General features: G+C 50.6%; 21 protein-coding genes. 3 read left to right on the top strand and 18 right to left on the bottom strand.

Translation table 11 applies throughout. The features are described 5' to 3' along the window. Positions 1–60: 60 nt before the first annotated feature. From LK436_RS07685 to mtaB, 5 genes are all read right to left on the bottom strand, one after another. On the bottom strand, positions 61–1,728 hold the full coding sequence (locus tag LK436_RS07685) for a ribonuclease J (protein WP_008395837.1): 1,668 nt from the start codon (positions 1,726–1,728) through the stop codon (positions 61–63). Positions 1,729–1,749: 21 nt separating this feature from the next. Beyond that, positions 1,750–2,034: a DUF1292 domain-containing protein gene (locus tag LK436_RS07680; RefSeq protein ID WP_373131305.1), complete on the bottom strand. Its 285-nt coding sequence runs from the start codon at positions 2,032–2,034 to the stop codon at positions 1,750–1,752. Between the two features lie 148 nt (positions 2,035–2,182). Next, positions 2,183–2,605 (bottom strand): Holliday junction resolvase RuvX, encoded by a 423-nt coding sequence (gene ruvX, locus LK436_RS07675; protein WP_015574411.1) that lies wholly within the window; start codon positions 2,603–2,605, stop codon positions 2,183–2,185. Positions 2,606–3,083: 478 nt separating this feature from the next. Continuing rightward, complete coding sequence (locus tag LK436_RS07670) at positions 3,084–3,347, bottom strand: IreB family regulatory phosphoprotein (protein ID WP_008395841.1); 264 nt, start codon at positions 3,345–3,347, stop codon at positions 3,084–3,086. 162 nt (positions 3,348–3,509) lie between these two features. Then, positions 3,510–4,841: a tRNA (N(6)-L-threonylcarbamoyladenosine(37)-C(2))-methylthiotransferase MtaB gene (gene mtaB / locus LK436_RS07665; RefSeq protein WP_015574409.1), complete on the bottom strand. Its 1,332-nt coding sequence runs from the start codon at positions 4,839–4,841 to the stop codon at positions 3,510–3,512. A 401-nt stretch (positions 4,842–5,242) separates the two neighbouring features. Here mtaB and LK436_RS07660 point away from each other — a divergent pair, with 401 nt between their 5' ends. Further along, entirely contained in the window at positions 5,243–5,476 is a 234-nt protein-coding gene (locus tag LK436_RS07660) for an HPr family phosphocarrier protein (RefSeq protein WP_008395845.1), read from the top strand. A gap of 209 nt (positions 5,477–5,685) precedes the next feature. On the opposite strand, the gene thiI is transcribed toward LK436_RS07660, so the two are convergent. The 9 genes from thiI to gpr form a co-directional block, all read right to left on the bottom strand. After that, on the bottom strand, positions 5,686–6,861 hold the full coding sequence (thiI, locus tag LK436_RS07655; protein ID WP_008395847.1) for a tRNA uracil 4-sulfurtransferase ThiI: 1,176 nt from the start codon (positions 6,859–6,861) through the stop codon (positions 5,686–5,688). A gap of 55 nt (positions 6,862–6,916) precedes the next feature. Further along, positions 6,917–8,071 carry a cysteine desulfurase family protein gene (locus LK436_RS07650; RefSeq protein ID WP_008395848.1) on the bottom strand — a complete coding sequence of 385 codons (1,155 nt, stop codon included), beginning with the start codon at positions 8,069–8,071 and terminating at the stop codon, positions 6,917–6,919. A 63-nt stretch (positions 8,072–8,134) separates the two neighbouring features. Further along, entirely contained in the window at positions 8,135–8,878 is a 744-nt protein-coding gene (locus tag LK436_RS07645; RefSeq protein WP_008395849.1) for a 16S rRNA (uracil(1498)-N(3))-methyltransferase, read from the bottom strand. A gap of 18 nt (positions 8,879–8,896) precedes the next feature. Then, positions 8,897–9,856 carry a 50S ribosomal protein L11 methyltransferase gene (gene prmA / locus LK436_RS07640; RefSeq protein ID WP_008395850.1) on the bottom strand — a complete coding sequence of 320 codons (960 nt, stop codon included), beginning with the start codon at positions 9,854–9,856 and terminating at the stop codon, positions 8,897–8,899. A gap of 236 nt (positions 9,857–10,092) precedes the next feature. Further along, entirely contained in the window at positions 10,093–10,851 is a 759-nt protein-coding gene (locus tag LK436_RS07635) for a TSUP family transporter (RefSeq protein ID WP_008395851.1), read from the bottom strand. Between the two features lie 225 nt (positions 10,852–11,076). Continuing rightward, entirely contained in the window at positions 11,077–12,423 is a 1,347-nt protein-coding gene (hemW, locus tag LK436_RS07630) for a radical SAM family heme chaperone HemW (protein WP_044930751.1), read from the bottom strand. A 40-nt stretch (positions 12,424–12,463) separates the two neighbouring features. Next, a complete protein-coding gene (lepA, locus tag LK436_RS07625) occupies positions 12,464–14,278 on the bottom strand; it encodes a translation elongation factor 4 (protein WP_008395854.1) in 1,815 nt (604 codons plus the stop codon). 181 nt (positions 14,279–14,459) lie between these two features. Then, positions 14,460–15,848 (bottom strand): stage II sporulation protein P, encoded by a 1,389-nt coding sequence (spoIIP, locus tag LK436_RS07620; protein WP_015574344.1) that lies wholly within the window; start codon positions 15,846–15,848, stop codon positions 14,460–14,462. A 129-nt stretch (positions 15,849–15,977) separates the two neighbouring features. Continuing rightward, a complete protein-coding gene (gene gpr / locus LK436_RS07615; protein WP_008395856.1) occupies positions 15,978–17,018 on the bottom strand; it encodes a GPR endopeptidase in 1,041 nt (346 codons plus the stop codon). A 221-nt stretch (positions 17,019–17,239) separates the two neighbouring features. Here gpr and LK436_RS07610 point away from each other — a divergent pair, with 221 nt between their 5' ends. Both LK436_RS07610 and rpsT read left to right on the top strand, forming a co-directional pair. After that, a complete protein-coding gene (locus LK436_RS07610) occupies positions 17,240–18,619 on the top strand; it encodes a transposase (RefSeq protein ID WP_008394736.1) in 1,380 nt (459 codons plus the stop codon). 318 nt (positions 18,620–18,937) lie between these two features. Further along, positions 18,938–19,201: a 30S ribosomal protein S20 gene (gene rpsT / locus LK436_RS07605; protein WP_021966056.1), complete on the top strand. Its 264-nt coding sequence runs from the start codon at positions 18,938–18,940 to the stop codon at positions 19,199–19,201. 193 nt (positions 19,202–19,394) lie between these two features. Here the strand turns inward: rpsT and LK436_RS07600 are convergent, their stop codons facing one another. The 4 genes from LK436_RS07600 to LK436_RS07585 all read right to left on the bottom strand — a co-directional run bounded on the left by LK436_RS07600 (position 19,395) and on the right by LK436_RS07585 (position 25,371). Continuing rightward, the gene (locus LK436_RS07600; protein WP_049931601.1) at positions 19,395–19,631 is read right to left on the bottom strand and encodes a hypothetical protein; all 237 of its coding nucleotides are present in this window, start codon (positions 19,629–19,631) and stop codon (positions 19,395–19,397) included. 177 nt (positions 19,632–19,808) lie between these two features. Further along, positions 19,809–20,621, bottom strand: coding sequence for a Cof-type HAD-IIB family hydrolase (locus LK436_RS07595; RefSeq protein WP_008394420.1), 813 nt, complete (start codon positions 20,619–20,621; stop codon positions 19,809–19,811). Between the two features lie 160 nt (positions 20,622–20,781). Continuing rightward, positions 20,782–21,756, bottom strand: coding sequence for a hypothetical protein (locus LK436_RS07590; protein WP_008394417.1), 975 nt, complete (start codon positions 21,754–21,756; stop codon positions 20,782–20,784). A 357-nt stretch (positions 21,757–22,113) separates the two neighbouring features. Further along, a complete protein-coding gene (locus LK436_RS07585) occupies positions 22,114–25,371 on the bottom strand; it encodes a DEAD/DEAH box helicase (protein ID WP_227910189.1) in 3,258 nt (1,085 codons plus the stop codon). Between the last annotated feature and the right edge of the window lie 14 nt (positions 25,372–25,385).

The following is a 25,385-nucleotide window of genomic DNA, read 5'->3' as shown; positions in this document are numbered from 1 at the left end:
TCTAATCACAGCCCGCTGCGGTGCTCCGGCTGTCTTTTGCACGGCAATTCCTACAGACGCCTATACTTCCATGATAATCGGAAGGATCATCGGATTTCTCTTCATTCTCTTCCAGAGGAAATCACTTAAGCTGTCGCGGATAATATTCTTAATCTTGCCCCAGTCGCTTACATGGCGCTTTAAGCAGTCCTGGACAGCTGCGTCCACAACTGCCTGGGCCTCGTCCATCAGGTCCTCAGACTCTCTCACATAGACAAAGCCTCTTGAGACGATATCAGGCCCTGCGAGAAGCTGATTGCTGTATTTTTCCAGGGTCAGCACAACCACAATGATGCCGTTCTGCGCCAGATTCTGGCGGTCTCTCAGGACAATATTGCCCACATCGCCGATTCCCAGTCCGTCCACCAGGATTCCGCCTGCCTGCACGTGATCAACCGTCTTATATCCCTCTTCTCCGATCTCTATCACATCGCCGGAGGACATGATAATCACGTTCTCCTTGGGAATTCCCATAGACTCGGCCAGCTTCTTCTGGGCCATCAGATGGCGGTACTCGCCGTGAACCGGGATCGCAAACTTCGGACGCACCAGGGAGTAGATGAGCTTGATCTCCTCCTGACAGGCATGTCCTGAAACGTGGGTATCCTGGTTGATCACCTCTGCCCCCTTCATGGACAGCTCGTTGATCACTCTGGATACGGCCTTCTCGTTGCCCGGAATCGGTGTGGAGCTTAAGATCACCACATCCCCCGGCATAATGGAAACCTTTCTGTGGAGGTTTGCCGCCATTCTGGAAAGGGCAGCCATGGACTCGCCCTGGCTTCCTGTGGTAATCAGAACCGTATCCTCTGGTCTGTAATTTTTCAGATGCTCGATGTCAATCAGCGTTCCCTCCGGTATGTCAATGTAGCCCAGCTCGCTGGCTGTCCCGATCACATTGACCATGCTTCGGCCCTCGATCACCACCTTCCTGCCGTATTTGCAGGCAGAGCTGATAATCTGCTGTACACGGTCCACGTTGGAAGCGAAGGTCGCCACGATGATGCGGTTATTCTGATGCTCCGCAAAGATCGCGTCAAAGGTTTTGCCTACTGTGCGCTCCGACATGGTAAAGCCCGGGCGGATCGCATTGGTGCTGTCGCACATGAGCGCCAGAACGCCCTTCTTTCCAAGCTCCGCAAACCTCTGAAGGTCAGCCGGCTCTCCGAATACAGGCGTATAGTCGATCTTGAAGTCTCCCGTGTGGACGATGATGCCCGCCGGTGTGAAAATAGCCAGCGCGGATGCATCCACGATACTGTGATTGGTCTTTACGAACTCCACGCGGAAGCATCCCAGATTGATGGACTGTCCGTGTTTAACCACCTTTCTCTTAATGGTGCGCAGCATATTGTGCTCTTTCAGTTTATGCTCAATCAGCCCGATAGTCAGCTTCGTCCCGTATACCGGCGCCGGAACATCCTTCAGCACATAGGGCAGGGCGCCGATGTGATCCTCATGTCCGTGCGTGATCACAAAACCCTTCACCTTGTCAATATTGTTTTTCAGGTAGGTGACATCCGGAATTACCAGGTCAATTCCCAGCATATCATCGCTCGGGAAGGCAAGTCCGCAGTCCACTACAATAATACTGTCCTCGTACTCGAAGGCCGTCATGTTCATTCCGATCTGCTCCAGGCCTCCGAGAGGAATAATTTTTACCTTGTTGTTTTTCGTGTCCTTTTTCAAATAAATTACACCTCCGCTGTCTTATTCAATCTCAATTCCCATGTCGCCCATCAGTTCATTAAAAATTCTCGAGAGGTAGTCAAGCTCGCCGTCCTCCTCTACAAATTCATATACCGCCTCGGCGTCCTCTGGTTTTGATTTATCCTTAAGAAGGTAACAGTCTCCGTCCCCCTCTTTAGAATCTGTCACTAACAGGAAATTCTCCCCGTTTAATTTTGTTTCCTCAAGAACATAAAAATCGATGGGTTCCCCCTCTTCTGACTGAAGCGTGATCTTGTTCTCAATCTCATCTATTTTATCAAACATATTTTCCATCTTATCTCCCTGACTTTCCGTTTTTTCAGATTTCCTTATTTTTCAAGTTTCTTATTTTTCCGTTTTTTCTTCCGGCCCGGCTCTGAAATTCTGAGTTTCAGCTCCTGCGGCTCTCTTTACAGTCTGCCGGCCCTTTTTCCTACTGTCTCTGTGAGTCGAGATACCCCTGCAGAATCAGCGCAGCGGCCACCTTGTCGATCACGGCCTTTCTGTTTTCCCTGCGGACGCCGCTTTCCATCAGCATGCGCTCTGCTGCGATGGTAGTCAGACGCTCGTCCCACAGGATGACTGGCTTTCCGGTGCGCCGCTCCAGCATTTCCTTAAAGCTCTCTGTCTTTTCCGCCCGCTCTCCTGCCGTATTGTTCATATTCTTAGGATACCCTAAAACGATGGCCTCAATCTGGTATTCCTCGATCAGCTCCTCGATTCTCGCGCAGGTCTGGCGCAGCTTATTCTCATCCTTCCTGACAATGGTCTCCAAGCCCTGGGCCGTAAGACCGAGGGGATCGCTGACTGCCACGCCTGTAGTCTTGGATCCAAAATCCAGTCCCATAATTCTCATTTGATATTTCTCCATAACAAAACAAGCTGGCATGGTGCCAACTGTCCTGCTCTTCCCTGTTTTATTTTCTGCCGTACACTGCATACGCCGGAGTTTTCTTTGCATCTTAGGCTATCGCCCGGTGTTTTGAACTCTGTCTTCACGTACGCTCCTCTTCTGCCTGCGCCGCCCTCATTGAACAAAGAATCTTGCTCTGCAAGATTCTCCGCCTGCGGCGGGGCTGCAGACGCAACCATCTTCCTCTCCGCCGCAGTGCGATCCTGCCCGGAGGGCTTTTTGTATCACAGGAAATTCGGAGGAATTTCCTGTGATACAAAAAACGGGCAGATTTCCCTGCACACTGCCAGGCCGAGGGGACAGGGCAGATCTCTCCTGTGAGAGCAATCCGGCGCACCGGCTCCCTCTCTGTGCCAAAAGTCACAGGACTGGGTCTCCATCCCTGCCCGTCCTGTATCCCGTCTCTGGATTCAAACATATATCAGCGCAGACGTGTCTCCACGTAATTCTTCATCAGCTCTTCCAGAATTTCGTCACGTTCTACCTTCATAATCAGGCTTCTGGCGCTCTTATGGCTGGTAATGTAGGTCGGATCTCCCGACATGATATATCCCACAATCTGGTTGATGGGATTGTACCCCTTCTCCGTCAGCGCGCGGTACACCTGCTCAAGAACCTGGCTCACTTCCAGCTTTGTATCATCCTGTACTGTTTTAAAAAACTGTGTATTTCTCATATCACCCATGGTTATCACTCACGTCCTTTAACTACTCTCATTTATTCTAACCCAAAATATTCCATTCGGCAAGAAAAATCTTTCTTAATTTTTTGACAACTCCTTCCCTGAGAGGGAAAGATTTGGCAAAGCTCAGTGCAGATCGGATACAAAAGACATCCCTGTTTTTTCCTATTTTTCCCTGAGAAACAGGATTTCATCCGTCACCATGCGCTCCATGACGCCGCGGACCGTCACATTTTTAAGGCCCTCTCTGTAGGGTACCACAGCTTTCACATACTGGCGGGTATGGCCCACCATGTAGTCCTCCCCGTCCACTGAGATTCTCTCTTCCAGGAGCACTTCCTCTTCCTTTCCAAGAAATGTTCTGCGGTATTCCAGGGACATCTGTTCCTCCAGAGCAAGCAGAATGTCGCTCCTTTCTGCCTTCTTTGGCTCCGGCACCTGACCTTCCATGACAGCGGCCCTTGTCCCCTCGCGCCTGGAATATTTAAAGATGTGCATTTCGTAAAAATGAATTCTCTTTAAAAACTGCCTTGTCTCCTCAAACTCTTCCTCTGTTTCCTGGGGGAAGCCCACAATCACATCTGTGGTGATTGCCGGGTTATGAAAGTATCTTCTCAGAATTTCACAGCGGGCTTCGTAATCCTCTGTGGTATAGTGGCGGTTCATACGCTTTAAGGTCTCATTGCATCCGCTCTGAAGGGAGAGGTGAAAATGGGGACAGAAGGATTTCAGTCCAGCAAGCGTCTCTGCAAACTCGTCCGTGATGATGCGGGGTTCCAGAGAGCCCAGACGGATTCTCTCGATTCCCGGTATCCTGTCAAGGCGGACAATCAGAGACAGCAGATCCGCCGCAGCCTCCGGATTCTCTGCCGTCCTCTTAAAGTCTGCCCCGTAGGAGCTTAAATGGATGCCTGTCAGCACGATTTCCTTATATCCTGAGGCTGCCAGCGCCTCCACCTCCTGCACCACATCCTCCATGGAACGGCTCCTTACGCGGCCTCTTGTATATGGAATAATACAGTAGCTGCAGAACTGGTTGCAGCCGTCCTGAACCTTGATAAAGGCTCTCGTGTGATCGGCGATCTTTCTGATATGCAGCTTCTCATATTCACTGGTCTTTCCAATATCGATGATGTCGTCTGTCCCTTCGTGCTCATTAAAATACCGCTCTAATACCTCCACCAGGTCCTTTTTCCTGTTGTTCCCAATCACAAGGTCGACTGCCTCATCCTTTTTCAGCTCTTCCCCTGCTGCCTGCACGTAGCAGCCTGCTGCCACAACCACTGCTGAGGGATTCATCTTCTTAGCCCGGTGGAGCATCTGCCTGGACTTTTTATCTGCCACATTTGTGACAGAGCAGGTATTAATCACATACACATCTGCCCCCTCCCGGAAGGGGACAATCTCATACCCTGCATCCTCAAGCATCTGCTGCATGGCCTCTGTTTCATAAGCATTTACCTTACATCCCAAATTGTGAAGGGCGGCTTTTCTCATTTTTACGCTTCCTTTCTGTAGCTTCATTCTATCTTTCACTGTATCGGAACACAATCATTCTGATTCCGCGCTCTTGCCGTCTCTGGCTCCCCGCATATCCGGGAAGCTTTACTCTCTTCTGACAGTTCTGATTATTTTACCAGCTGTGCAGAAGAAAGTCCATATGAAATTGAGATTTTACCATGTTTGAGGGGTTCCGGGCTGCTGTCCCCCTCTCTTCCCTTCATCTGTTTCCTCCCTCCCTGAACCATACAGATTCTTTAAACAGTTTTGCATATTTCTTTACACATTTCCCTCAATCTCACACTTGACTTTTCCCTGTTATATTTGTAGTATAGAAACAGGGTTATCAAGCCAAAAATAAAACAGACGGCACATATGAGCCAGAGGAGGTTTTTACAATGAAAACAGTTCGCATTTCTTTAAATTCTATCGATAAAGTTAAATCTTTTGTCAACGATTTAGCAAAATTTGACGTAGATTTTGATCTCGTATCCGGAAGATACGTGATTGATGCAAAGTCTATTATGGGTATTTTCAGTCTGGATCTCTCCAAGCCGATCGACTTAAACATCCACTCTGAGTCCCAGGTTGACGAAATCCTCACCGTTCTGGCTCCTTATATTGTAGAATAAATTGCAGGAACAAATTGATGGATACAGGTAAAGCACCTGCTTTTCCCGGTATCAGATTTCTGCAGATATCCCTCATAAAAGAATTCAGAAAACAGTTACATTTCAATTTAAGGCTCCTCTGCACAGGCAGAGGAGCCTTTTATATACCGCCGCTGCCCTGACACCTTACATCCGTGACAGGGCCCGGCGTTTCGTCTTCTGTTCGTCCTTTAGCACCAGATTACTTCCGCGGTATCCACAGCCTTCTTCACCATCCCGTCGATCTCCTCTGAGAGCTTTGTCTCGGAGCGGCGGATGACATCCAGGTTCGGCTTTGTCACCGGATGCTTGGCCACGAAGATGGTGCAGCAGTCCTCGTATGGCTGGATCGAAGTCTCAAAGGTGCCGATTTTCTGGGAGATGTCCACAATATCCTGTTTGTCAAATCCGATTACCGGACGGAATACAGGGAGGGTGCAGACCTCGTTTGTAACTGCCAGAGAGTGAACCGTCTGGGAGGCCACCTGACCGATGCTCTCCCCTGTGATCAGTCCCAGGCACTCATCCTTTTTCGCAATCTCCTCGGCGATCTTCATCATATAGCGGCGCATGATAATCGTCAGCTCCTCATGAGGACACTTGTCGTAAATGTAGAGCTGAATGTCCGTAAAGTTTACCACATGGAGCTTAATGGGGCCGGAATATCTGGCCACGATCTTTGCCAGGTCAATGACCTTCTGCTTTGCTCTCTCGCTGGTGTAAGGCGGCGCATGGAAATAGGTAGCTTCAATAATAACGCCTCGTTTGGCGATCATATAGCCTGCCACCGGACTGTCGATTCCTCCTGAAAGCAGGAGCATGGCCTTTCCGTTGGTCCCTACAGGCATACCGCCGGGGCCCGGAATCACCAGGGAGTACAGGTTTATCTTGCTTCTGACCTCCACATTTAAGAGTACCTGGGGATTGTGGACATCTACCTTCGTCTCTGGAAAAGCGTCCAGGATCACGGCTCCAAGCTCCCGGTTCATCTCCTCTGAGCGCACCGGATACTGCTTGTTGGCACGGCGGCAGTTTACCTTGAAGGTAAAGTTCTGCTCCGGATAGACCTCTCTGATGTAGGAGATCACCTGGTTTTTCAGCTCCTCAAAGCCCAGATCCTCCACCCGCATCATCGGACAGATGGCTGCAATTCCAAACACTCTCTGGAGGGCCTCCACAACCTCGTCATAGTCAAATGCGGTCTGAGCTTCCACATAGATGCGCCCTGACTCTTTTGATACCGTAAACTCGCCGTCTAATCCCTTTAAGGAGCGGCGGATGTGTTTCATCAGCGCATCCTCGAACACATATCGGTTTTTTCCCTTTAAGCCAATCTCGGCATATTTAATTAAAAATGACTGAAACATTCTGATTCCTCTCTTTTTGTTTTCTCTGTGCCTCAGGCAAGGCTCCTGCGCCTTCCTACCTGGCTCTGTATCTTCTGAGCACCGGGAGAAGTTCTGCAAGAACCTCCAGACAGTAATCTACCTCCTCCGGCGTGTTGAACAGGCCGAAGCTGAAACGGATCGTGGAGTCGAGAAGCTCTTTTTTCACTCCGATTCCCCTGAGGGTTCCGCTGACTCCGGGATGGTTGACGGAGCAGGCGGAGCCGGAGGAAACGTAGATCCCCTTTTCCTCCAGCGCGTGGAGCAGCACCTCGCTTCTCACGCCCTCGAAGCTGGCGCTCACGATCTGAGGAGCATTCTCCCGTCCCTCATGGCCGTTTATGGTAACGCCAGGCAGAGCCTTTAATCCCTCGATCATGCGCTCCCTGAGGCCATAGAGCCGTTCAATCTTGGCCTCGTGATCCGTGTAGACCTCCTTTACGGCCGCTCCCAGTCCGGCACAGCCCGGCACATTCTCCGTTCCGGAACGCATCCCCTTCTGCTGCCCGCCTCCGTAGAGAAGAGGACGGATTTTTACTCTCTCATCGATATACAAAAATCCCACGCCCTTGGGGCCGTGAATCTTGTGCCCGCTGACCGACAAAAGGTCAATCCCCTGCTTTTTGGGGCGGATCACATACTTTCCATAGGCCTGGATGGCGTCTACATGGAACAGGGTTCTGGGATTCTTTTCCCTGATCACCCGTGAGATCTCCTCCACCGGCTCCACGGCTCCGATCTCATTGTTGACATACATGACTGATACCAGAATCGTGTCCTCTCTCACCGCATCCCGCAGCTCATCCAGGGAAATGCAGCCGTAGGAATCCACCGGAAGATAGGTGATCTCAAATCCCTGCTCTCTCAGAAATTCCATGGTGTTATAGATGGACGCATGCTCCACTGCCGTGGTGATCAGGTGCTTTCCCGCCCTCTGGTTGGCAAGGGCTGTCCCGATCAGAGCCGTATTGTTGGACTCTGTACCGCCGGAGGTAAACAGAATCTCTTTTTCCTGAACCTTCAGGGACCTGGCAATTTCTGCCCTGGCTTCCTTTATCAGCCTCTCTGCCTCCACGCCCTTCATATGGCGGGCGGCTGCATTCCCGTAATCCTCTGTCATGGCATGAACCACCGCATCCTTCACACAGTCGAATACCTTCGTGGTCGCCGAATTATCAAAATATGCTTCCATTCTCTGCTCCTTTTCTTCCCCGGTGCAGCGGACACTGCGTCTGCCCTCCACCGTATGTCTCTCCTAAATTCCGCCCTCCAGCTTAAATGCCAGCACAGACAGCATGCACAGTCCTGCCGTCTCTGTCCTCAGAATCCGCTTTCCAAGGCTCACCGGCACGACCCCTGCCTGGACAGCCGCCTCGACTTCTGCCTCCTCAAAGCCTCCCTCCGGCCCGATGAATACGGCAATCCTCTGCCCGGCGTCAGCCTGACCCACAAATTTCCTGACAGCCTCCATGCCCGACTCACACTCATAGGGGATGCAGGCCAGGTCGAATCCGGAGACAGCCGAGAGCGCTTCCCGAAACTCCATAACCGGTGCGATCTGGGGGATGATGCGTCTCTTAGACTGCTTGGCCGCACTCTCCGAAATGGCATTCCACCGTCTGAGCTTTGCCTCCTCCTTCTTCTTATCCAGCTTTACCACCGCCCGCTTGGAAGCCACAGGGATAATCTGATAGGCTCCAAGCTCCACTGCCTTCTGAATGATCAGCTCCATCTTATCTCCCTTTGGAAGCCCCTGAAACAGGCAGACTCTGGCGGGAAGCTCTGTTGTCTCCTCTTTTTCCCGGATAATCTCTGCCTCCACCTCATCCGGATCGATCCGGGACAGACGGCAGAGATAATCCCGGTCCTCTCCGTTGCTGATTAATACCTGCTCTCCGGTCTTCATCCGCAGGACATTCCTGATATGGTTGACATCCGGCCCTGTAATGGTGATGTGTTCCGGATGGATCTGGGATCTGTCAACAAAAAAATGATACATGCGCCCTTAAAACCCCTCTTATTTTACTCTCCTTGCAGTCACGCTGACCCACTCTCCCTGGTAGGTTACCTCTAAAACCTCAAAGGAGTCATTGGCCGCAAATGCCTCCCTCACAGCCTGCTCCTTCATGTTAATGATACCCGATGTGATAAAGATGCCGCCCTTTTTGATGTGAACCGGGATTTCCTTCTGAAGCAGGATGATCACATCTGCCAGAATATTGGCCACTGCCACGTCATAGCACTCGTAGCCGGCTTTGTCCTGTATCTCCTTATCGTCAATGATGTTTCCCTGGACCACGGTAAATCGTCCCTCCCCGATTCCGTTTGCCTCCAGGTTTTCACCTACTGCCACAATGGCGTTTTCGTCCAGATCGGTTCCGAACACTTCCCTGGCTCCCAGCTTTAAGGCTGTAATTCCAAGGATTCCGCTTCCGGTTCCCACATCCAGAAGTCTGGTCTCGGGAGTCACATATTTCTTCAGCTGGCGGATACACAGCTGGGTTGTCTCATGCATTCCCGTACCGAAGGCGGTTCCCGGATCGATCTGGATCAGCAGCTTGTCCTCATGCTCCTTTGGGATCTCCTCCCAGGTAGGCTTGATCAGAATGTCGTCCACAGTGAAGGGCTTAAAATACTGCTTCCAGTTGTTAATCCAGTCCTTGTCCTCCGTCTCCGACTCCTCAATGGTACAGGCTCCCAGGTTTACAAACAGCTTAAGCTCCTCAAGCCCTTCCCTCACCTGTCCGAGAATACTTTCCGTGTCCGCATCGTCATCCAGATAGAAGCTGACCTTCGCTGTCCCGTCGTCCGGCGGAAGCTCCGGGAGAATGTCGATAAACATTCCCTTCGTCTCCTTCTCTGTCAGAGGCACATTGTCCTCAATCTCGATTCCCTCAATTCCGATCTCATCAAACATGCTGCTGACCAGATCCACTGCCTCTGTGGTGGTGGTCAGCGTAAATTTTTTCCATTTCATCTGCAGTTACCTCCGTTTCTCCTGCTTTCCTCTCTGTCGTTTTTCCGAATCTGTCCCATGCTCAGACTTTCTGATTCTGAGTCTTTCTTATTTTGAGTCTGTTTTATTCTCAGACTGTTTCATTCTTAAACTATCTTTTTCTCAGCCTGTCCCATTCCAAGACTGAGCGGCCCTCATATGGAGGCCGTCCGGCTCTCTCTTTGCGGCAGCCGTCCGGGCTGCCGGGCACAGTCCCGCTATCCCATCAGAACCTTCACAAACAGGATCGCCAGCACGATGAGAACCACCGGGCGCACAATCTTTTTCCCGTTTGTGAGTACCAGGCCGGAGCCGATGTAGTGTCCCAGTATGCAGAACAGGCCGGACACAAATCCAAGGGAAATCAGCACCTTTCCGTTCAGAAGGAAGGTGGCAAAGGCTGCCGCATTGGAAGCCAGATTGATCACCTTCGTCGTCCCCGCAGCCTCCTTCATGGTGTAGCGGGCTGCCCCGGTTAAAATCAGGATCAGAAAGGTTCCCGTGCCCGGCCCGTAGAATCCGTCGTAGGCTCCCACAATCAGAGCCGCTGCCATGCTGATGGCAAACATCTTCCCCTTGGAGAGAGTCCCCGCCTTGGAGTCATCTCCCAGATTCTTGTTCCAGAGCACGTAGACAGCCACAATCGGCAGGATGACAAGCATCAGCTTTTCGATCACTCCCTCGCTCACCAGGAGCACAAGATGGGAGCCGATGGAAGAGCCAATCAGGGCTGCGGCGGCAAACCAGATGGAAGTTTTAAAATTGATAAACCCGTTTTTTGCGAATCTGGCTGTGGAGACAACCGTTCCCATCACAGAGCACATCTTATTGCTTCCCAGAGAAAGGTGTGCCGGGATTCCGGCTATCATAAAGGCTGGGAGTGAGATAAGTCCCCCTCCGCCTGCGATTGAATCCATCAGGCCTGCCAGAAATACAAGGGGACAGACGATCAGATATTGTGTCAGTGAAATTTCCATTTTTTCCTCCCAGTATGGCCGGAGTGCAGATCAGGGCAGATGCTGCACAGGCTCTGCTCCGGCTCTTATGTCATATATTTTCTGTATGTTCCTGCAGATGCAGCTCTCTGTCTGGCCGGTCTATTGCTCCTGCCGGCTTCTCTCTTCTTTATTCCCTGGCTCTCACCATGTCCGCCTGCCTTCACTGTTTTACATGATAGCACACCAGACATGGTCCGACAACAGCTACGCCTTTTCATCTATGAGGAATTTTGCCAGCACCCAGTTGCTCACATCCACGCCTCTGCCTGTCAGGCGCCACCGGCTGTCCAGGGCCTCCTTGCCCTGAGTCTGAACCAGGCCGTTCGGGCTCACGCTCCCGCTGCAGGCGGGATCGTGCACATACTCCATCAGCCCTTCCCGAACGCACTCTTCCAGTGCCTTCCCATAAACCTGCCTGATGGGACAGCCAAACCGGTGTTCAAATTCCTGTTCTGCCACCCCTTCTGTGAGCCTGAGCCCCAGGAACATAAACTCCTCCATCCTGTCCTTCCAGGTGAGGCGGTCTCTTCCCTCTGTATGCCTTCCCGCCCTGAAGTCCTCCCTGGAATATGCCAGGTATTTCCCCATATCCGGGGTATTTAAAAATCGCTCCGCTCCGGAAAGCGCCAGAAGGCCGGCTTCGTCCGGACAGCCTCCCAGGTCTGCTTCCCGGTTTCTTATTATGTAGGAAGAAGCTCCCAGTCCAAGCCCCAGATACTCTGTGCCTGTCCAGTATCCTCTGTTGTGGCGGCACTCAAATCCCGGCCTTGCGTAGTTGGAAATCTCATAGCGGTGATATCCTGCCTCACTCAGGATCCGCTCTGTGGCCTCGTACATGCTTCGCTCCGTATCCTCGTCCGGCAGGGGCGGCAAATCCGCCCGAGCCCGGGCCTTCCCCTTTCTTTCCATCCCCTCTGTTCCGTACTTCTCGTAAAACGGGGTCCCCTCTTCAATAATCAGACTGTAGGCTGAGATATGCTCCGGCATTAGGGACAGCACCTTTTTCAGGGTGTCCTCCCAGGCCTCCTCTGTCTGGCCGGGGAGGGCGGACATGAGATCCACATTGATATTCTCAAAGCCTGCCTCTCTGGCTGCATGAAAGCTCTCCAGAAAATCCTCCGCCGTGTGAATCCTTCCCAGGTATCTGAGCTCCCGGTTCTGTGCAGACTGAAGCCCCAGGCTCAGGCGGTTGATGCCTGAACGGCGCCAGCTTCTCAGCTTTTCGGGACTGGCCGTGCCAGGGTTTACCTCCATGGTAATTTCTGCTTCCTCAGATAAATGAAAGCTCTCCCTCATAGCATCCATAATCCTTCCGATCTGCGCACCTTCAAGCACAGAGGGGGTGCCGCCTCCGATAAATACCGTCTCTGCCACATATTCACCGAAAGCGGCACCCGCCTCCTCAATCTCCCTCGCCAGCTGTTCCACGTAGAGGCTTCTCTCCTCCTCCCCTGCCGGAAAGGACAGGAAATCGCAGTAGGCGCATTTGCGGATACAGAAGGGGATGTGGATATAGAGCTCCAGAGGGATGGGTCTGCTGCCTGTTTCCATCTGTATGGCTCCTTTTTCTCTGTTTTGTTTCATTCCGTAATTATTCTTCATCCAGCTTCAGGACACTCATAAATGCCTTCTGCGGAATCTCCACATTTCCGATCTGGCGCATACGCTTCTTTCCCTCTTTCTGCTTCTCCAGCAGCTTTCTCTTTCGGGAAATATCGCCGCCGTAGCATTTTGCCAGAACGTCCTTTCTCATAGCCTTCACCGTTTCCCTGGCAATGACCTTGCCGCCGATGGCCGCCTGAATCGGGATCTCAAACAGATGGCGGGGGATCTCCTCCTTTAATTTCTCGCACATCTTCCTTCCCCTCTCGTAGGCAGAGCCGGCAAACACGATGAAGGAGAGGGCATCCACCTCCTCGCGGTTTACAAGGATGTCCAGCTTTACAAGCTCAGATCTCTCATAGCCCTTCAGCTCGTAGTCAAAGGACGCATAGCCTCTGGAGCGGGACTTCAGGGCATCGAAGAAGTCGTAGATAATCTCATTGAGCGGGAGCTCGTACTTTAAAAGCGCCCTTGTCCCCTCAATGTACTCCATGCCCAGGTAATTGCCCCTTCTCTCCTGGCACAGCTGCATGATGGCTCCCACATAGTCGGAGGTCACCATAATCTCAGCCGTCACAATGGGTTCCTCCATATATTCAATCTCTGACGGATCCGGAAGGTTGGAGGGGTTCGTCAGCTCAATCATCTCTCCGTTCGTCTTGTGGACGCGGTAGATAACGCCGGGAGCTGTTGTCACCAGATCCAGGTTGTACTCCCGCTCCAGCCTCTCCTCGATAATATCCAGGTGCAGAAGTCCTAAGAATCCGCACCGGAAGCCAAATCCCAGGGCCAGGGAGGTCTCCGGCTCAAAGAACAGGGCCGCATCATTGAGCTGCAGCTTCTCCAGCGCGTCTCTCAGATCCGGGTATTTGGCGCTGTCGGCCGGATACATGCCGCAGTACACCATGGGCGTTACCTTCTTGTAGCCCGGCAGGGGCTCGCTGCAGGGATTTTCTCTGTTTGTGATGGTATCTCCCACACGGGTATCACGCACATTCTTAATGCTGGCCGTAATATAGCCTACCATTCCGGCAGACAGCTCGTCGCAGGCGATAAACTGTCCGGCGCCGAAGTATCCCACCTCCACAACCTCTGCTGTGGCACCTGTGGCCATCATCTTAATGGGAGTGCCTTTTTTCACCGTTCCGTTTTTTATACGGCAGAACACGATAACTCCCCGGTAGGAATCGTAGAGGGAGTCAAAGATCAGGGCCTGAAGGGGCGCCTCGGAATCTCCCTTGGGTGCAGGGATCTTTTCCACGATCTGCTCCAGCACCTGATCCACATTCAAGCCTGTCTTGGCCGAGATCCTCGGTGCGTCGTGGGCCTCTAAGCCGATCACATCCTCGATCTCCGCCGCCACATGATCCGGATCTGCGCTTGGAAGATCTACCTTATTAATAACGGGGAACACGTCCAGATCGTGATCCAGGGCCAGATATACGTTTGCCAGGGTCTGTGCCTCGATTCCCTGGGCTGCATCCACTACCAGAATGGCCCCGTCACAGGCAGCGAGGCTTCGCGACACCTCATAGTTAAAGTCAACGTGTCCTGGAGTGTCGATAAGGTTGAAGATATACTCCTCCCCATCCTTTGCCTTGTACACCGTGCGCACCGCCTGGGACTTGATGGTGATTCCTCTCTCCCTCTCAAGTTCCATGTTGTCAAGCACCTGGGCCTGCATCTCCCTGCTGGTGAGAAGGCCGGTCATCTCTATAATTCTGTCTGCAAGGGTTGACTTGCCGTGATCGATATGGGCGATAATACAAAAATTTCTGATTTTGCTCTGGTCAACTATTGCCATCTGTTCTCCTCTTTTCTTCGTATTGTCCGGGAAGGAAGGCAAACGTCCTCTCCCTCCCTTTTGCCGCACCCGGGCAGCATATAGTAGAATATATCATTTTTTTCTTTTTCCTGCAACAGACTGGCCTCTATTTTTTGCCGTCTGTGCTGTCTTTTCAGTCCTGCATTCCGGTCATCCGACCTTACTGCTGTCCCATCTGTCTTTTCCCCAGCACAGTGTCGAGAAGCTCTGCCAGGGGCTCCATGGCATTCAGGGCCTCCTCATAGGTGTTCGTCTGGGCTCCCACCTCGATGAGGGCGCTTCTCGGGCGGACGTGAAGGTTGTAGCGCAGCCCCTTCAGATAAATATTTCTCGTATAGCCGGGATAGAAGGCCTCCGCGCAGAGCTTCAGCTGGAAGCTGAAGGCCAGGTTATCTTCCCTGTTGGGATTTTCCAGATAGGAGATTGGGCCGTCCGGCGTCTGGCTGGTTCCATTAAAAAACATCACGGTTGCCGTGGGCTTTCCGTTGATCTCCCGAACCAGATGAGTCCCTTCTGCCACCCCGTCCCTGTGAAGGTCGAGAACTACCTGGATGGAGGGATTTTCTTTCAGGATGCTCTCAATGCCTTCCAGCGCATATGTATATGCCTTGCTCCGGTCAAGCGTTCCCTCCCTCAGATCATAGACAGAGGTATCGTGGATCACCTGATAGCCCTTCTTTCGGAGAAGTTCTGTCAGATACTCCCCCACCCCCACAATCGTCGCCTCACGGTTTCCCCTGTGGTAATCTGCAAACTCCTCCTGGGAGTGGCTGTGGTAAATGAGAATCTGAGGCTTGGAGCTGTCCTGCTCCAGGGCAAAATCCTTTGAGAGAAAGGTTTCCGCATTGATCATATCGCGTCCGGCTGCGGCAGTGGGATGAACCGTATAGAAATTTTTCATCACATAGTCATAGTCCTCAAGCTGTTCTAAAAGGTAGGTCTTCCCTGCAACGGGCAGCTCTGACCGCTTGAGGAGGAATTCTCCCGCCGTAGTCCCCAGTTCGGCCAGAATGGGCGTTCCGGAGGCAGTCAGATTTTCCGATTCCGTGCTCTCCCCGCCATCCCCTGGCAGAGAACCAGAATTTCCACCGAGAACGGAGCTTGCAGACAGTTTATCCACAAGCTCTCTGTACTCCCCTGCAGCCTTCTGGTTTTCAAGGTAGCGCCTGTAAGCGGGATCGCTCTCCGGCGGCTTATCTATCCCTGGTCCGCTTATCATGCTGTACCAGGGCACCCCTCCCCTGATCATTCCCGCAAGCATGGCATCCATGTCTGAAGCTTTTTCATCCTGCCCCGGAAAACAGGATGCTGGAAACAAGAGCTTCCCACAGGCTGAAAACAGGGTTTCCTCCAGGCGGGAAAGCCCTCTCTCCTGTCCGGGTACGGGCGGCACTGCCGTCTGGGAAAGGCATAAAAAAACAAGCCCGCAGATGCAGGCAGATACAGCTGCAGAGCGGAGAGACTGCCAGATTCCTCTGCTCTCCATCCGTACCGCTGTCTGTCTCAGTTTTCTTTCAAAGCTGCTGCGATGCCGTTTTGCCTGCGCCATTCCCATCCCGCCTTTTCGCCGGATTCTGGCCAGCCCGGCCTTCCGGCAGTATTTTCCCTCCTACATTCTATGCAGAGGGACGGATTATTTTACAGTTCTATGGCAGAGCAGTTTATTTTGCCGGGTATGTCACGCCTCTGCAGATGCCGTGTCATTCTGCCTGTAAAGGGCAGCGTGAATCCCCTCGGACACGGTAAAGCTCAGGCGCCTCACTCTCTCGTCGATGTCCTGGGGCGTGACAAACATGGGACCGAACTGGGGCTCTAAGAGCTCCCGAATCAGCTCATACTGCTCATCCGGTTCCAGGCGCTGCACATAGTCTCCCCATCCTTTTGTCCCCTCGCTTTCAGAGAGGGCCTGTATCATGCTCTCAACCGTATCGTGGACAATGGCAGCGGCCCCCACCACAGTGGGAACTCCGATGGCAATTACGGGAATTCCAAGGCTTTCCCTGGTCAGGCTGTGGCGGTGATTTCCCACACCTGAGCCCGGATGGATCCCTGTATCCGTCAGCTGGATGGTGGCTGTGAGGCGTCTGATGCTCCTGGCGGCCAGCGCGTCCACAGCGATCAGCAGATCCGGCCCCGTCTGGCCCACAATCCCCTTTATGATCTCCGCAGTCTCCATTCCCGTCTGTGCCATAACACCCGGAACGATTCCGCTCAGCACAGGCAGAGCGTTTCGCCGGCAGAACCCGGGATCATACTCCATATTCAGATGGCGCGTCATCTGAAGCTGCTCCACCACCCTGGGTCCCAGAGAGTCCGGCGTCACCTGGAGGTTTCCAAGACCTGCAATGAGAATCCTGGGCTTTGGATTGTCCGGGCAGCATTTCTGGACCAGGGACAGAAGCTGTTCTCCCAGCTCTGCAGACGCTTCCTGGTGGTACGATTCATCCTCTTTTGCCAGCTCCGGCGCTTCCAGCGTCAGGTAAGTTCCAACAGGCTTTCCCATGGCCTTCGCACCGCGCTCATCCAGAATGGCTACCTCTGTCAGGCGGATTCTCCGCTCCCCGTGCTGCCACTCTCTCACTCTCACTCCTCTCAGCTTCCCCGATTCCTCCCCGCGGCTCTCCTGCTCCTCCACAGCCAGATCGGTCCTGGGCTGAAAGCCGGAAATCAGGCTTGCCCTTCTCTGTGCCTCTGTCTTCTGCTTTTCTGTATCTGACATGGTTTTCCTCCTGTTTATTCAATCGTTTCTGATGGTTTTCTGAAACATTTCCCAGCTGATTTTTTCTGCTTCTTCTTTTTAGTTAACTAAAACTTCCCACACCATATTGGTGCGTTGATCCTTGATAATTCAATATTTCAGCCAATAAAAAAAGCATAAATCTGTTCCGTTTGGTATAATGGAATTGACTAGAAACCATCTTTACAAAGGAGATTTATGCCATGTCCAGTATACCACAAAACTATTTCGTTGAGAACGACTTAATTGACTGTGTTCAGAGATTTTTTTCCAAACATCATGTTGGCAGGCTCCTTGCCAGATGTAATGGAATGAAGGAAAAAGGTGTTTCATCTGTTTCCCTGCTTCGTTATAAACTCAGCAACATTTTTGTCGGAAGAAGTATGTATATGCAGCAGCGGACTGGCTCTTTTAAGGAGGCGTTTTCCAAGAACACTTTCTACCGTTTCCTTAATTCTTCAAAAACAAACTGGCTTCGTTTTACTTCTCTTCTTGCAGCTGATATTGTCAATCATGACATTCGTGATCTGACAGATCCGGAAAGAAAAAATGTCTTTATCATTGATGACAGCCTTTTCAACCGTACCAGCTGTAAGAAAACGGAACTGGGATCAAAAGTTTTTGACCACACGGATATGCATTTCAAAAAGGGCTTCAGGATGCTTACTTTAAGCTGGAGTGATGGAAACACACTGATCCCTGTAAACAGCTGCCTGTTAGCGTCTGCAAAGAATACAAATATCATCGGCCCGGTAAAGGACTTTGACAACAGAACCCTTGCAGGAAAAAGACGTGCGCTAGCCCAAACAAAAGCACCAGAGGCAATGATGACTTTACTGAATACAGCCCTCAGTGCAGGGCTGAAAGCGGATTATGTCCTGTTTGATTCCTGGTTTTCCAATCCAGCACAGGTCACAGCCATCCATGCAAAAGGCATGGATGTGATTGCCATGATTAAGAAAAGTAGCCGGATCAAATATTCGTACGGTGGTGAACAGCTGAATATCAAAGAAATCTATTCCCGGAACAAAAAGCGCCGTGGCAGATCAAAGTATCTGCTTTCTGTTGATGTTATGGTAGGAAAGGCGAATCCAATTCCGGCGAAAATCGTATGCGTAAGGAACAAGGCAAACCGCAAGGACTGGCTTGCTTTTATCTGTACAGCTACAACACTTTCCGAGGAAGAGATTATCCGTATTTATGGAAAGCGCTGGCAGATCGAGGTCTTTTTCAAAACCTGCAAATCCATGCTGAATCTGGTTGGAGAATGCCACAGTTTATCTTATGATGCACTGACAGCCCATGTGGCGATCGTGTTTACCCGATATATGTTACTTGCAATGGAGCAGCGCCAAAATGAAGATCAGAGAACGCTTGGTGAACTGTTCTTCTTCCTTGTTGATGAAATGGCAGACATTACTTTCAACAGGTCACTTTGCATCCTGATGGAAGCCTTGATGGCAAGTCTTCAGGGAATCTTTAAACTAAGCGATGAGCAACTGAATGCTTTTACCGCTGATTTTGAAGCAAGATTGCCGGAATATCTGAGAAAAGCACTCCATTTGGAAGCTGCAGCGGCATAAATCGCTATTTTGTTAGCTGAAATATTGAATTTTCAAGGAACGAATCCCATTTTAGGTATGGGAAGTTTTAGTTAGTTAAATTGTAACCGGTCAGACTGTTTTTTATGTGTCCGGGCATTTCCGGCGCCGGCAGACAGAGCAGGAAGTCACGGCGCCGGACTGCTGCAAAAAATCGCATTTCCCCTTATTTTTACTATTGACAGATGCGTCTCTTTCCGATAAAATACAATAGTATGTTTACATTAGACTGTCCGTGTCCAGGCTCTGATGCAAACCAGAGAATATTGATATTTACAAAAATCGATGGAGGTGTACAGATTGGCTAACATTAAATCTGCAAAAAAGAGAATCTTAGTAGCTGAGACAAGAGCTGCAAGAAATAAGGCTATCAGATCCAAGGTTAAAACTGTAGTTAAAAAGGTAGAGGCTGCTGTTGCTGCCGGCGATAAGGCTGCTGCACAGGCTGCTTTATTAGTAGCTACCAGCGAGATCGACAAGGCCTGCACAAAGGGAGTTTACCACAAGAACACAGCTTCCCGCAAGGTTTCCAGATTATCCAAGGCTGTAAACGGCATGGCTTAATCGCAGCGGCTGCGAACTTCATAGAGAATAAACGTCTGAATTAACCCGTTCAGATCAGAAAAACCGCTTCTTCGTGGGTGTGACGAAGAGGCGGTTTTTGTATTGGCCCATATTTTGTTTTTTAGCTATCTCTGCGTCAAAGCCGCAATCCGCTCCACTTCCGGCGGCCCTCTCCAGAGTCTTAATTACTTTATCAATTTAACAGACGCCTTTCACCTCTACCCTCCAGGCCATCACCAGCGTTCCCACTGTGAGCAGAAAAGCCCCCTGACTTCCACGTAAACTGCTCGTACAGCAGCAAAACCGACCGAATCAAGGTGAGCGCAACGCTCAGCCTATCGATGGGAACCATCCTGGGTACCTGGCCGATTTGAACCGCCCTGTAATAGCAGAGCCAGGGAGCGCCTGCCGCCAGCCCTGATAAAATCAAAAACAGCCAGCTTTTTTGCCGTTCTCCCCTATTCCCTGCTGCCTGCCTGTCAAAAATACAATTCCCCAAGCCAATATAGAGGTCAAAGCGGCAAATACTGCCGAACCGACTGCATAAATCAGCTACATTTCCGTCATCTCCTCATAAAATAGCTGAAAGTTATCTAACCGCTTTTCTTTATTCCATCATGAACTTTTCAACTACGTGGGCCACGCCGTCGTCATTATTCGAGTAGGTGATAAAATCAGCCGCCTTTCGGACAGGCAGCACTGCATTTTCCATGGCCACTCCCAATCCCGCATACTGAATCATCGTCAAATCATTGTACCCGTCGCCGCAGGCAATCATCTGTTCTCTCGTCATGCCGATGTGGGCTAACAGGCGCTCCAGAGAAGCGGCCTTGTCAATTCCCTTAGGCAGAATTTCCAGAAAAAACGGCTCGGAACGGTAAACGCTGAACCGGCTGCCCAGAGCCACCTTCACTCTCGGCTCCACCATAGCCAGATAATCTCCGTCGTCTAGAAACAGAAATTTAGGAACCGGAAAGTCCAGATAGGACTTCATATCCTCAATCTGGCGGATTTCCATACTGTTAATTTTCTGCTCAATCAGCCCATATGGACATTCCTTATTATTTGTAATAATAGAGTCCTTTTCATAGGTGAGGAAGTCAACTCTCTCGTCTTCCGCCAGCTGAATAATTTTCCGGTTCGCCTCCACCGGAAGCAGGCGTGAAAAAATCACCTCTCCCGTCCTGCAGTCGGTGATCATGCCGCCGTTATAGGAGAGAATGTAGCTTCCGTACCGGTCAAGCTCCAGCTCCTTCGCCAGAGGCATCACTCCCTGGGTGGGCCGCCCGGAAGCCAGCACAATTTTCTTTCCCCTTCTCTGGATTTCCAGCAGCACCTTCTTCGTCTTCGGGGTAATCACCTTGTCCCGATTTGTCAGAGTTCCGTCCAAATCAAGCACAATAATCTCATATTGATTCAATGGAATTTCCTCCGCTGTATTTCATTTTATGTGGAATCGGCACAGCCTCTGCGCAGATGTGCCGTCCGAAGTCCTATTATAATAGAAGGCAGGGAAAATGGCAATGGGAGGGGAAAATACTCATGCTTTTCTTCTTCCACTTTTATCTAAAATCTAAACACTAAAGGCCCTTCTGCAATTCTCCTATTACCTGCTCTATCTCCTGAACTTCCTCTTCCAGTTCCTCTGCAATCTGTTCCACTGTTTTCCCCTTTTTCAGCTTTTTTACCACTTGAGAACGCAGATGGCTCTTTAGTCCATCGACACGTCCATCCTTTAATCCATTTTCACGCCCAACTTTCAAGCCCTCCTCGTACTCCGCCCTGCGGATCAGCTTCAGCTCCCGTTCCTCGTCATACTCAAAAATACTCATCTCGATGGCCTCCCCTCGGTTTTTTCTAAGAAAGTTAGATAATACTCCCTCACGGATACATTCATCCACCGCCCGCTCTGCCGCTGCGTCTAACTCCATCGTTTTTGTGTAAAGGCGGATTCGTTCTACAAAAATCATATATTCCTTAAGCGTCCGGCACAGCTCCAGCAGCTCCTTATTTTTCCCCTGATTGATATTTAACACTAACACCTTCAGTTCCAGATTGGGCTCTTCTTTCTGGTCTCCCGCATATTCGAAGGAATCTGACAGCTTTAATATGCTGCGCTCCTCCCTCTCCTCTGTTCCATTATAAAATACCAAAAAATGAGGAGCTGGAAGCCGCAACCGTTTAGATGAATACAAGGTTTCATCCTTCACCAGCCCCTGGTACGTCCTGGATACATAAAATAAATCACGCAGCGGCATGTTGGGATTCCAGGTAGACTGGTGCTCATAGAGGCTCAGCCCAGCATCCAGCAAAAAGGCCACGTCGTTTTTCATGTTCATGTACACGGCGTTCTCCAGCGTCACTACGGTCAGAGCCTCCGAATCCGTATAAGACGTACGGTTCACCGCATTGTACAAGCTCAGCAGGTTTTCCCTGTCCTGAAACAGCCTGCGAAAAATCGTATCCTTGTAATCTCTTCTGGCTGGCAGCGTGGAGCCAGATGCAGAGGGTGCAGATTCAGATACAAATCTTGTTCCGTTTCTTTCCTTATTCATTTGTCCTCCTTCGCAGGAGAACGAAAATCTCCTGCTTTTTCATTGATTTGTGGAAAAGCATAGATTTTCTGAAATGATAATTAGAATCCTAGACGGCCCTGAACCGGCCTGTAATAAGAAATGTATGCTTTGAGATAAGTATATCATGTGGGGAGAGGGAAGGCAAGTGGGACGCCTCCCCTATACATTTATACCAAAAATGAAATTTTAAATTCCGCCTCTACACTGGAATTCACTTTTTCAATTTAGGTACATTTTTCACTTATTTCTAAAATTTTCTTAGTTTTCTTTTAATGTTCATATCAGAAACCAACAAAATAATCAGGCTTTTTTGCCCTTATAACTTCGAAATCACTGTTAAAATTCCAAAATTTCCATAAAATCATCCTTCGTCAGAGCAGACGCCGCCGCGCCTTCTCCGTCTAAGATCTGGCTGGACAGCTTCTGTTTCTCCTGCTGGAGCTTAATAATTTTTTCCTCGATTGTATTCTGTGCAATCAGCTTAAATACTGTTACCTGCTTCTCCTGGCCAATCCGGTGAGCCCGGTCTGTAGCCTGGTTCTGAGCCGCAAGATTCCACCAGGGATCGAAATGGATAACGATACTGGCAGCCGTCAGGTTCAGCCCCGTCCCTCCTGCTTTTAAAGAGATCAGAAATACCGGCACGTCTCCTGAATTAAACTGTTCTGTCATCCGCATTCTGTTTTCCTTGGAGGTCTGGCCCGTCAGCTCATAGTAGGGAATTTTTTCCTGCAGCAGACGTTTCTCCAAAATGGGAAATACGCTTGTAAACTGGGAAAACAGCAGGATTTTATGATTTCCGGACATTGCCTGGTGAATCAGCTCCATGCAGGTCTCCACCTTGCAGGAGGTCTCGCTGTAATTTTCATACAGCATCTCAGGGGCACAGCAGATCTGGCGCAGCCTGGTCAGCTCTGCCAGTATCTGAAGCTTCCCCTTTTGAAGCTCCTCGTCGCTCTGTTTTTCCAGGCTTTCCATAAGCCGGACTGCGTGGACCTCATAGAGCTTTCTCTGTTCTTCTCCCATCCTGGCGTACACTATCTGCTCCATTTTGTCAGGAAGCTCTTTTAAAACCTCTCCTTTTACCCTGCGCAGAATAAAAGGAGAAATCATCTTTTTCAGACGCCCTGCCAGACGCTCATCCTGGTTCTGCACAATCGGGAGCTCATAGCCCTTCCGGAATTTCTCATAAGTTCCCAGAATTCCCGGCATGAGAAAGTCGAAAATACTCCACAGCTCGCTGAGCCTGTTCTCGATAGGCGTGCCTGTCAGGGCAAACCGCACCTCTGCATGAATCTTTTTTACCGCTTTCGCCGCCTGAGTACCGTGATTCTTAATGTTCTGCGCCTCGTCAATGATTTCTGTGTCAAACTGGTAATCCCTATACAGAGAAACGTCCCTTTTTGCCATATCGTAGGACGTAATCCAGACATCGGCATCCTGTCTGCCCCTTATCAATTCCTCCCGCTGCTGTACATTTCCCACAATGAGCAACGTTTTCAGTTCCGGCGCAAACCGCTCTATTTCCCTCTCCCAGTTGTAGACCAGAGAGGCGGGGCAGATAATCAGATGTGGAAACTGCGCCTTTCCCTCCTGTTTCCGGTACAGCAGATACGCGATTGTCTGCAGCGTTTTTCCAAGCCCCATATCGTCTGCCAGAATCCCGCCAAACCCCAGATCTGCCAGCGTGTTCAGCCACTGGAAGCCAAATTTCTGATATTCCCTCAGGACTCCTCTCAGGTTCTCAGGTTCCTGATAATCGCTGTCCTCCACATTTTTCATATCCCGTATCAGCGCTTTATAGTCGGAGCTGCGCTCTGCCTGAAGCTGTCCGTCCTTCTGGCGGAGCATCTGATCTACGTAACAGGCCCTGAACTTGGGGACATTCAGCGTCCCTCCCTCAAAGTCCTTCCCCGATACTCCCAATCCGTCTAACAGTTCTGCTGCCGTGGACAGAGAATTTTCTTCCAGGCCAATATAGCTTCCGCTTTTCAGAAGATGGTATTTTTTCTTTTTCCGGTAGCTTTCCAGTATGCCTGCCAGTTCCTCCGGCGGAAATTCTCTGCTCTGTACCGACAGCTCCAAAAGGCCGCTTTTAATTGACACTCCCACCTGCATTCTGGGATTTTTCAGCAGTTTCCGGCCTTTTACCCTGTCTGTGGCATAGACCGTTCCCTCTGCCTCAAACTGACTGATTCCTGTATTCAGCAGATGATACATCCTGTCATGGTCGCCTGATTCAAAGTACAGCAGCCCCTCTCTGATATCTTCCAGTGAAAAATAAGAGCGGATCATGTTCTGCACCCGTATCTCCTTTGTGCGATCCCGGTATTCGCCGGAAAAATCCGCCGGTTCCAGCAGGTTATAAGCCGTATCTCCGTACGTTCCCATGGTTTTCAGGGTGACGCGCCCATTTTCCTCATCCAGATAAAAGGAAATCTCCGCATCCTTTGGCTGAAACTCTCCCAAATCCAGGTTCCCCTTATCTGAAATTCCCAGTCTGTCCAGTTCAGGCAGCACTGCTCCGCAGAACGCGGGCATATCTTGCCTGGCGATATGGTACGATGTCTCCTTTTTTTCATCTGCAAGCTTCAGAAATTCCCCCGCTCCGGCATAAAAATTATCGGAGCACTGGTAAACATTCTGCTGAAGCTTTACATAGCGCCTGTCCTTTCCCCTGATTAACTGCAGCGGAGGAATTTTTATCTGGAATCCTTTCTCTCCCTCTGGGCACAGCCTGCACCTGACTGGCGGATCCTGTTTCAGGAAATACAATTTCCCTTTATGTCCGGTAAGAGAGGCGTATTCCATAGACCGTTCCTGATTAATCTCAAAAAAACGATCCCACAGCTCTGGAGTGAGGGCCATTTCTTTCCCCAGATTCTCGTAGCGGGCTCTGGCTGCCTTCTCTGCCTGCTCCATCAGTTCTATGTATTTCCAGGCCGTCTCTGTAAAGACGTTTTTACTGTGGACAAATGCCAGCTGTTTTCCGTAGGAATGCATTTCTTCCCTGTAGACATGCCCCAGGAAATCGCTGATATTTTTTAGAACGTACTGTTTTCCGTCTTCCGGGCCGATTTTAAAGGTAAGCATAAAATTTCTTTCATTTCCGTAATAATATCTGGAAATCTCCTGCAGCTCCGGTATAATTTCAATCCTTCCGCAGGCAGTCAGCTCCTTCATCCGTCTGCGCAGAGAAAAGGCCGCTACAATATCCATCAGCTCCGTATCTGTGCGGTCCTCCCTGAATTCCAGCGGACTATCCTCAAACACCTCTTCTCCTTGCGCGTCTTCCCCGGAGTACAGATATTCCAGCGCCAGAGCCACGCAGTGCTTGCACATTCCAGGATAAGTCTCAAATGCAGGGCAGGTGCAGGAGTATCCTTCGATTTCCTCATTTTCATCCAGTGCGATACTGACATCGTACTCATTGCCATAGCTCCCCTCTACTGTACCACTTACGCAGCAGGAGCCGTCTTTCTCGCCGCCTGCTGTATCTATATACAGCACGCTTCCGTTTTCATACAGCTTAAATCCCTTTATGTAGGTAATTCCTTTGTCAGTCTGTTCTCTGATATCCCTCTCTGTAAGCATATCGCCTCCTAAAT

It is taken from the genome of Clostridium sp. M62/1 (assembly GCF_020736365.1).
Taxonomy (GTDB): domain Bacteria; phylum Bacillota; class Clostridia; order Lachnospirales; family Lachnospiraceae; genus Otoolea; species Otoolea saccharolyticum_A.
The sequence above is the reverse complement of the archived record's forward strand: the minus strand, read 5'-3'. Positions and strand labels throughout refer to the sequence as shown.

Excerpts from the sequence above, each read along its gene's own strand:
- LK436_RS07635 (WP_008395851.1), bottom strand. The coding sequence starts at position 10,851 with ATGGAAATTTCACTGACACAATATCTGATCGTCTGTCCCCTTGTATTT.
- LK436_RS07680 (WP_373131305.1), bottom strand. The coding sequence starts at position 2,034 with ATGTTTGATAAAATAGATGAGATTGAGAACAAGATCACGCTTCAGTCA.
- LK436_RS07590 (WP_008394417.1), bottom strand. The coding sequence starts at position 21,756 with ATGAATAAGGAAAGAAACGGAACAAGATTTGTATCTGAATCTGCACCC.
- LK436_RS07650 (WP_008395848.1), bottom strand. The coding sequence starts at position 8,071 with ATGGAAGCATATTTTGATAATTCGGCGACCACGAAGGTATTCGACTGT.
- ruvX (WP_015574411.1), bottom strand. The coding sequence starts at position 2,605 with ATGAGAATTATGGGACTGGATTTTGGATCCAAGACTACAGGCGTGGCA.
- LK436_RS07660 (WP_008395845.1), top strand. The coding sequence starts at position 5,243 with ATGAAAACAGTTCGCATTTCTTTAAATTCTATCGATAAAGTTAAATCT.
- LK436_RS07645 (WP_008395849.1), bottom strand. The coding sequence starts at position 8,878 with ATGTATCATTTTTTTGTTGACAGATCCCAGATCCATCCGGAACACATC.
- thiI (WP_008395847.1), bottom strand. The coding sequence starts at position 6,861 with ATGTTTCAGTCATTTTTAATTAAATATGCCGAGATTGGCTTAAAGGGA.
- LK436_RS07585 (WP_227910189.1), bottom strand. The coding sequence starts at position 25,371 with ATGCTTACAGAGAGGGATATCAGAGAACAGACTGACAAAGGAATTACC.
- mtaB (WP_015574409.1), bottom strand. The coding sequence starts at position 4,841 with ATGAGAAAAGCCGCCCTTCACAATTTGGGATGTAAGGTAAATGCTTAT.
- LK436_RS07670 (WP_008395841.1), bottom strand. The coding sequence starts at position 3,347 with ATGGGTGATATGAGAAATACACAGTTTTTTAAAACAGTACAGGATGAT.
- lepA (WP_008395854.1), bottom strand. The coding sequence starts at position 14,278 with ATGGCAATAGTTGACCAGAGCAAAATCAGAAATTTTTGTATTATCGCC.
- gpr (WP_008395856.1), bottom strand. The coding sequence starts at position 17,018 with ATGTCAGATACAGAAAAGCAGAAGACAGAGGCACAGAGAAGGGCAAGC.
- prmA (WP_008395850.1), bottom strand. The coding sequence starts at position 9,856 with ATGAAATGGAAAAAATTTACGCTGACCACCACCACAGAGGCAGTGGAT.
- hemW (WP_044930751.1), bottom strand. The coding sequence starts at position 12,423 with ATGGAAACAGGCAGCAGACCCATCCCTCTGGAGCTCTATATCCACATC.
- LK436_RS07610 (WP_008394736.1), top strand. The coding sequence starts at position 17,240 with ATGTCCAGTATACCACAAAACTATTTCGTTGAGAACGACTTAATTGAC.
- spoIIP (WP_015574344.1), bottom strand. The coding sequence starts at position 15,848 with ATGGCGCAGGCAAAACGGCATCGCAGCAGCTTTGAAAGAAAACTGAGA.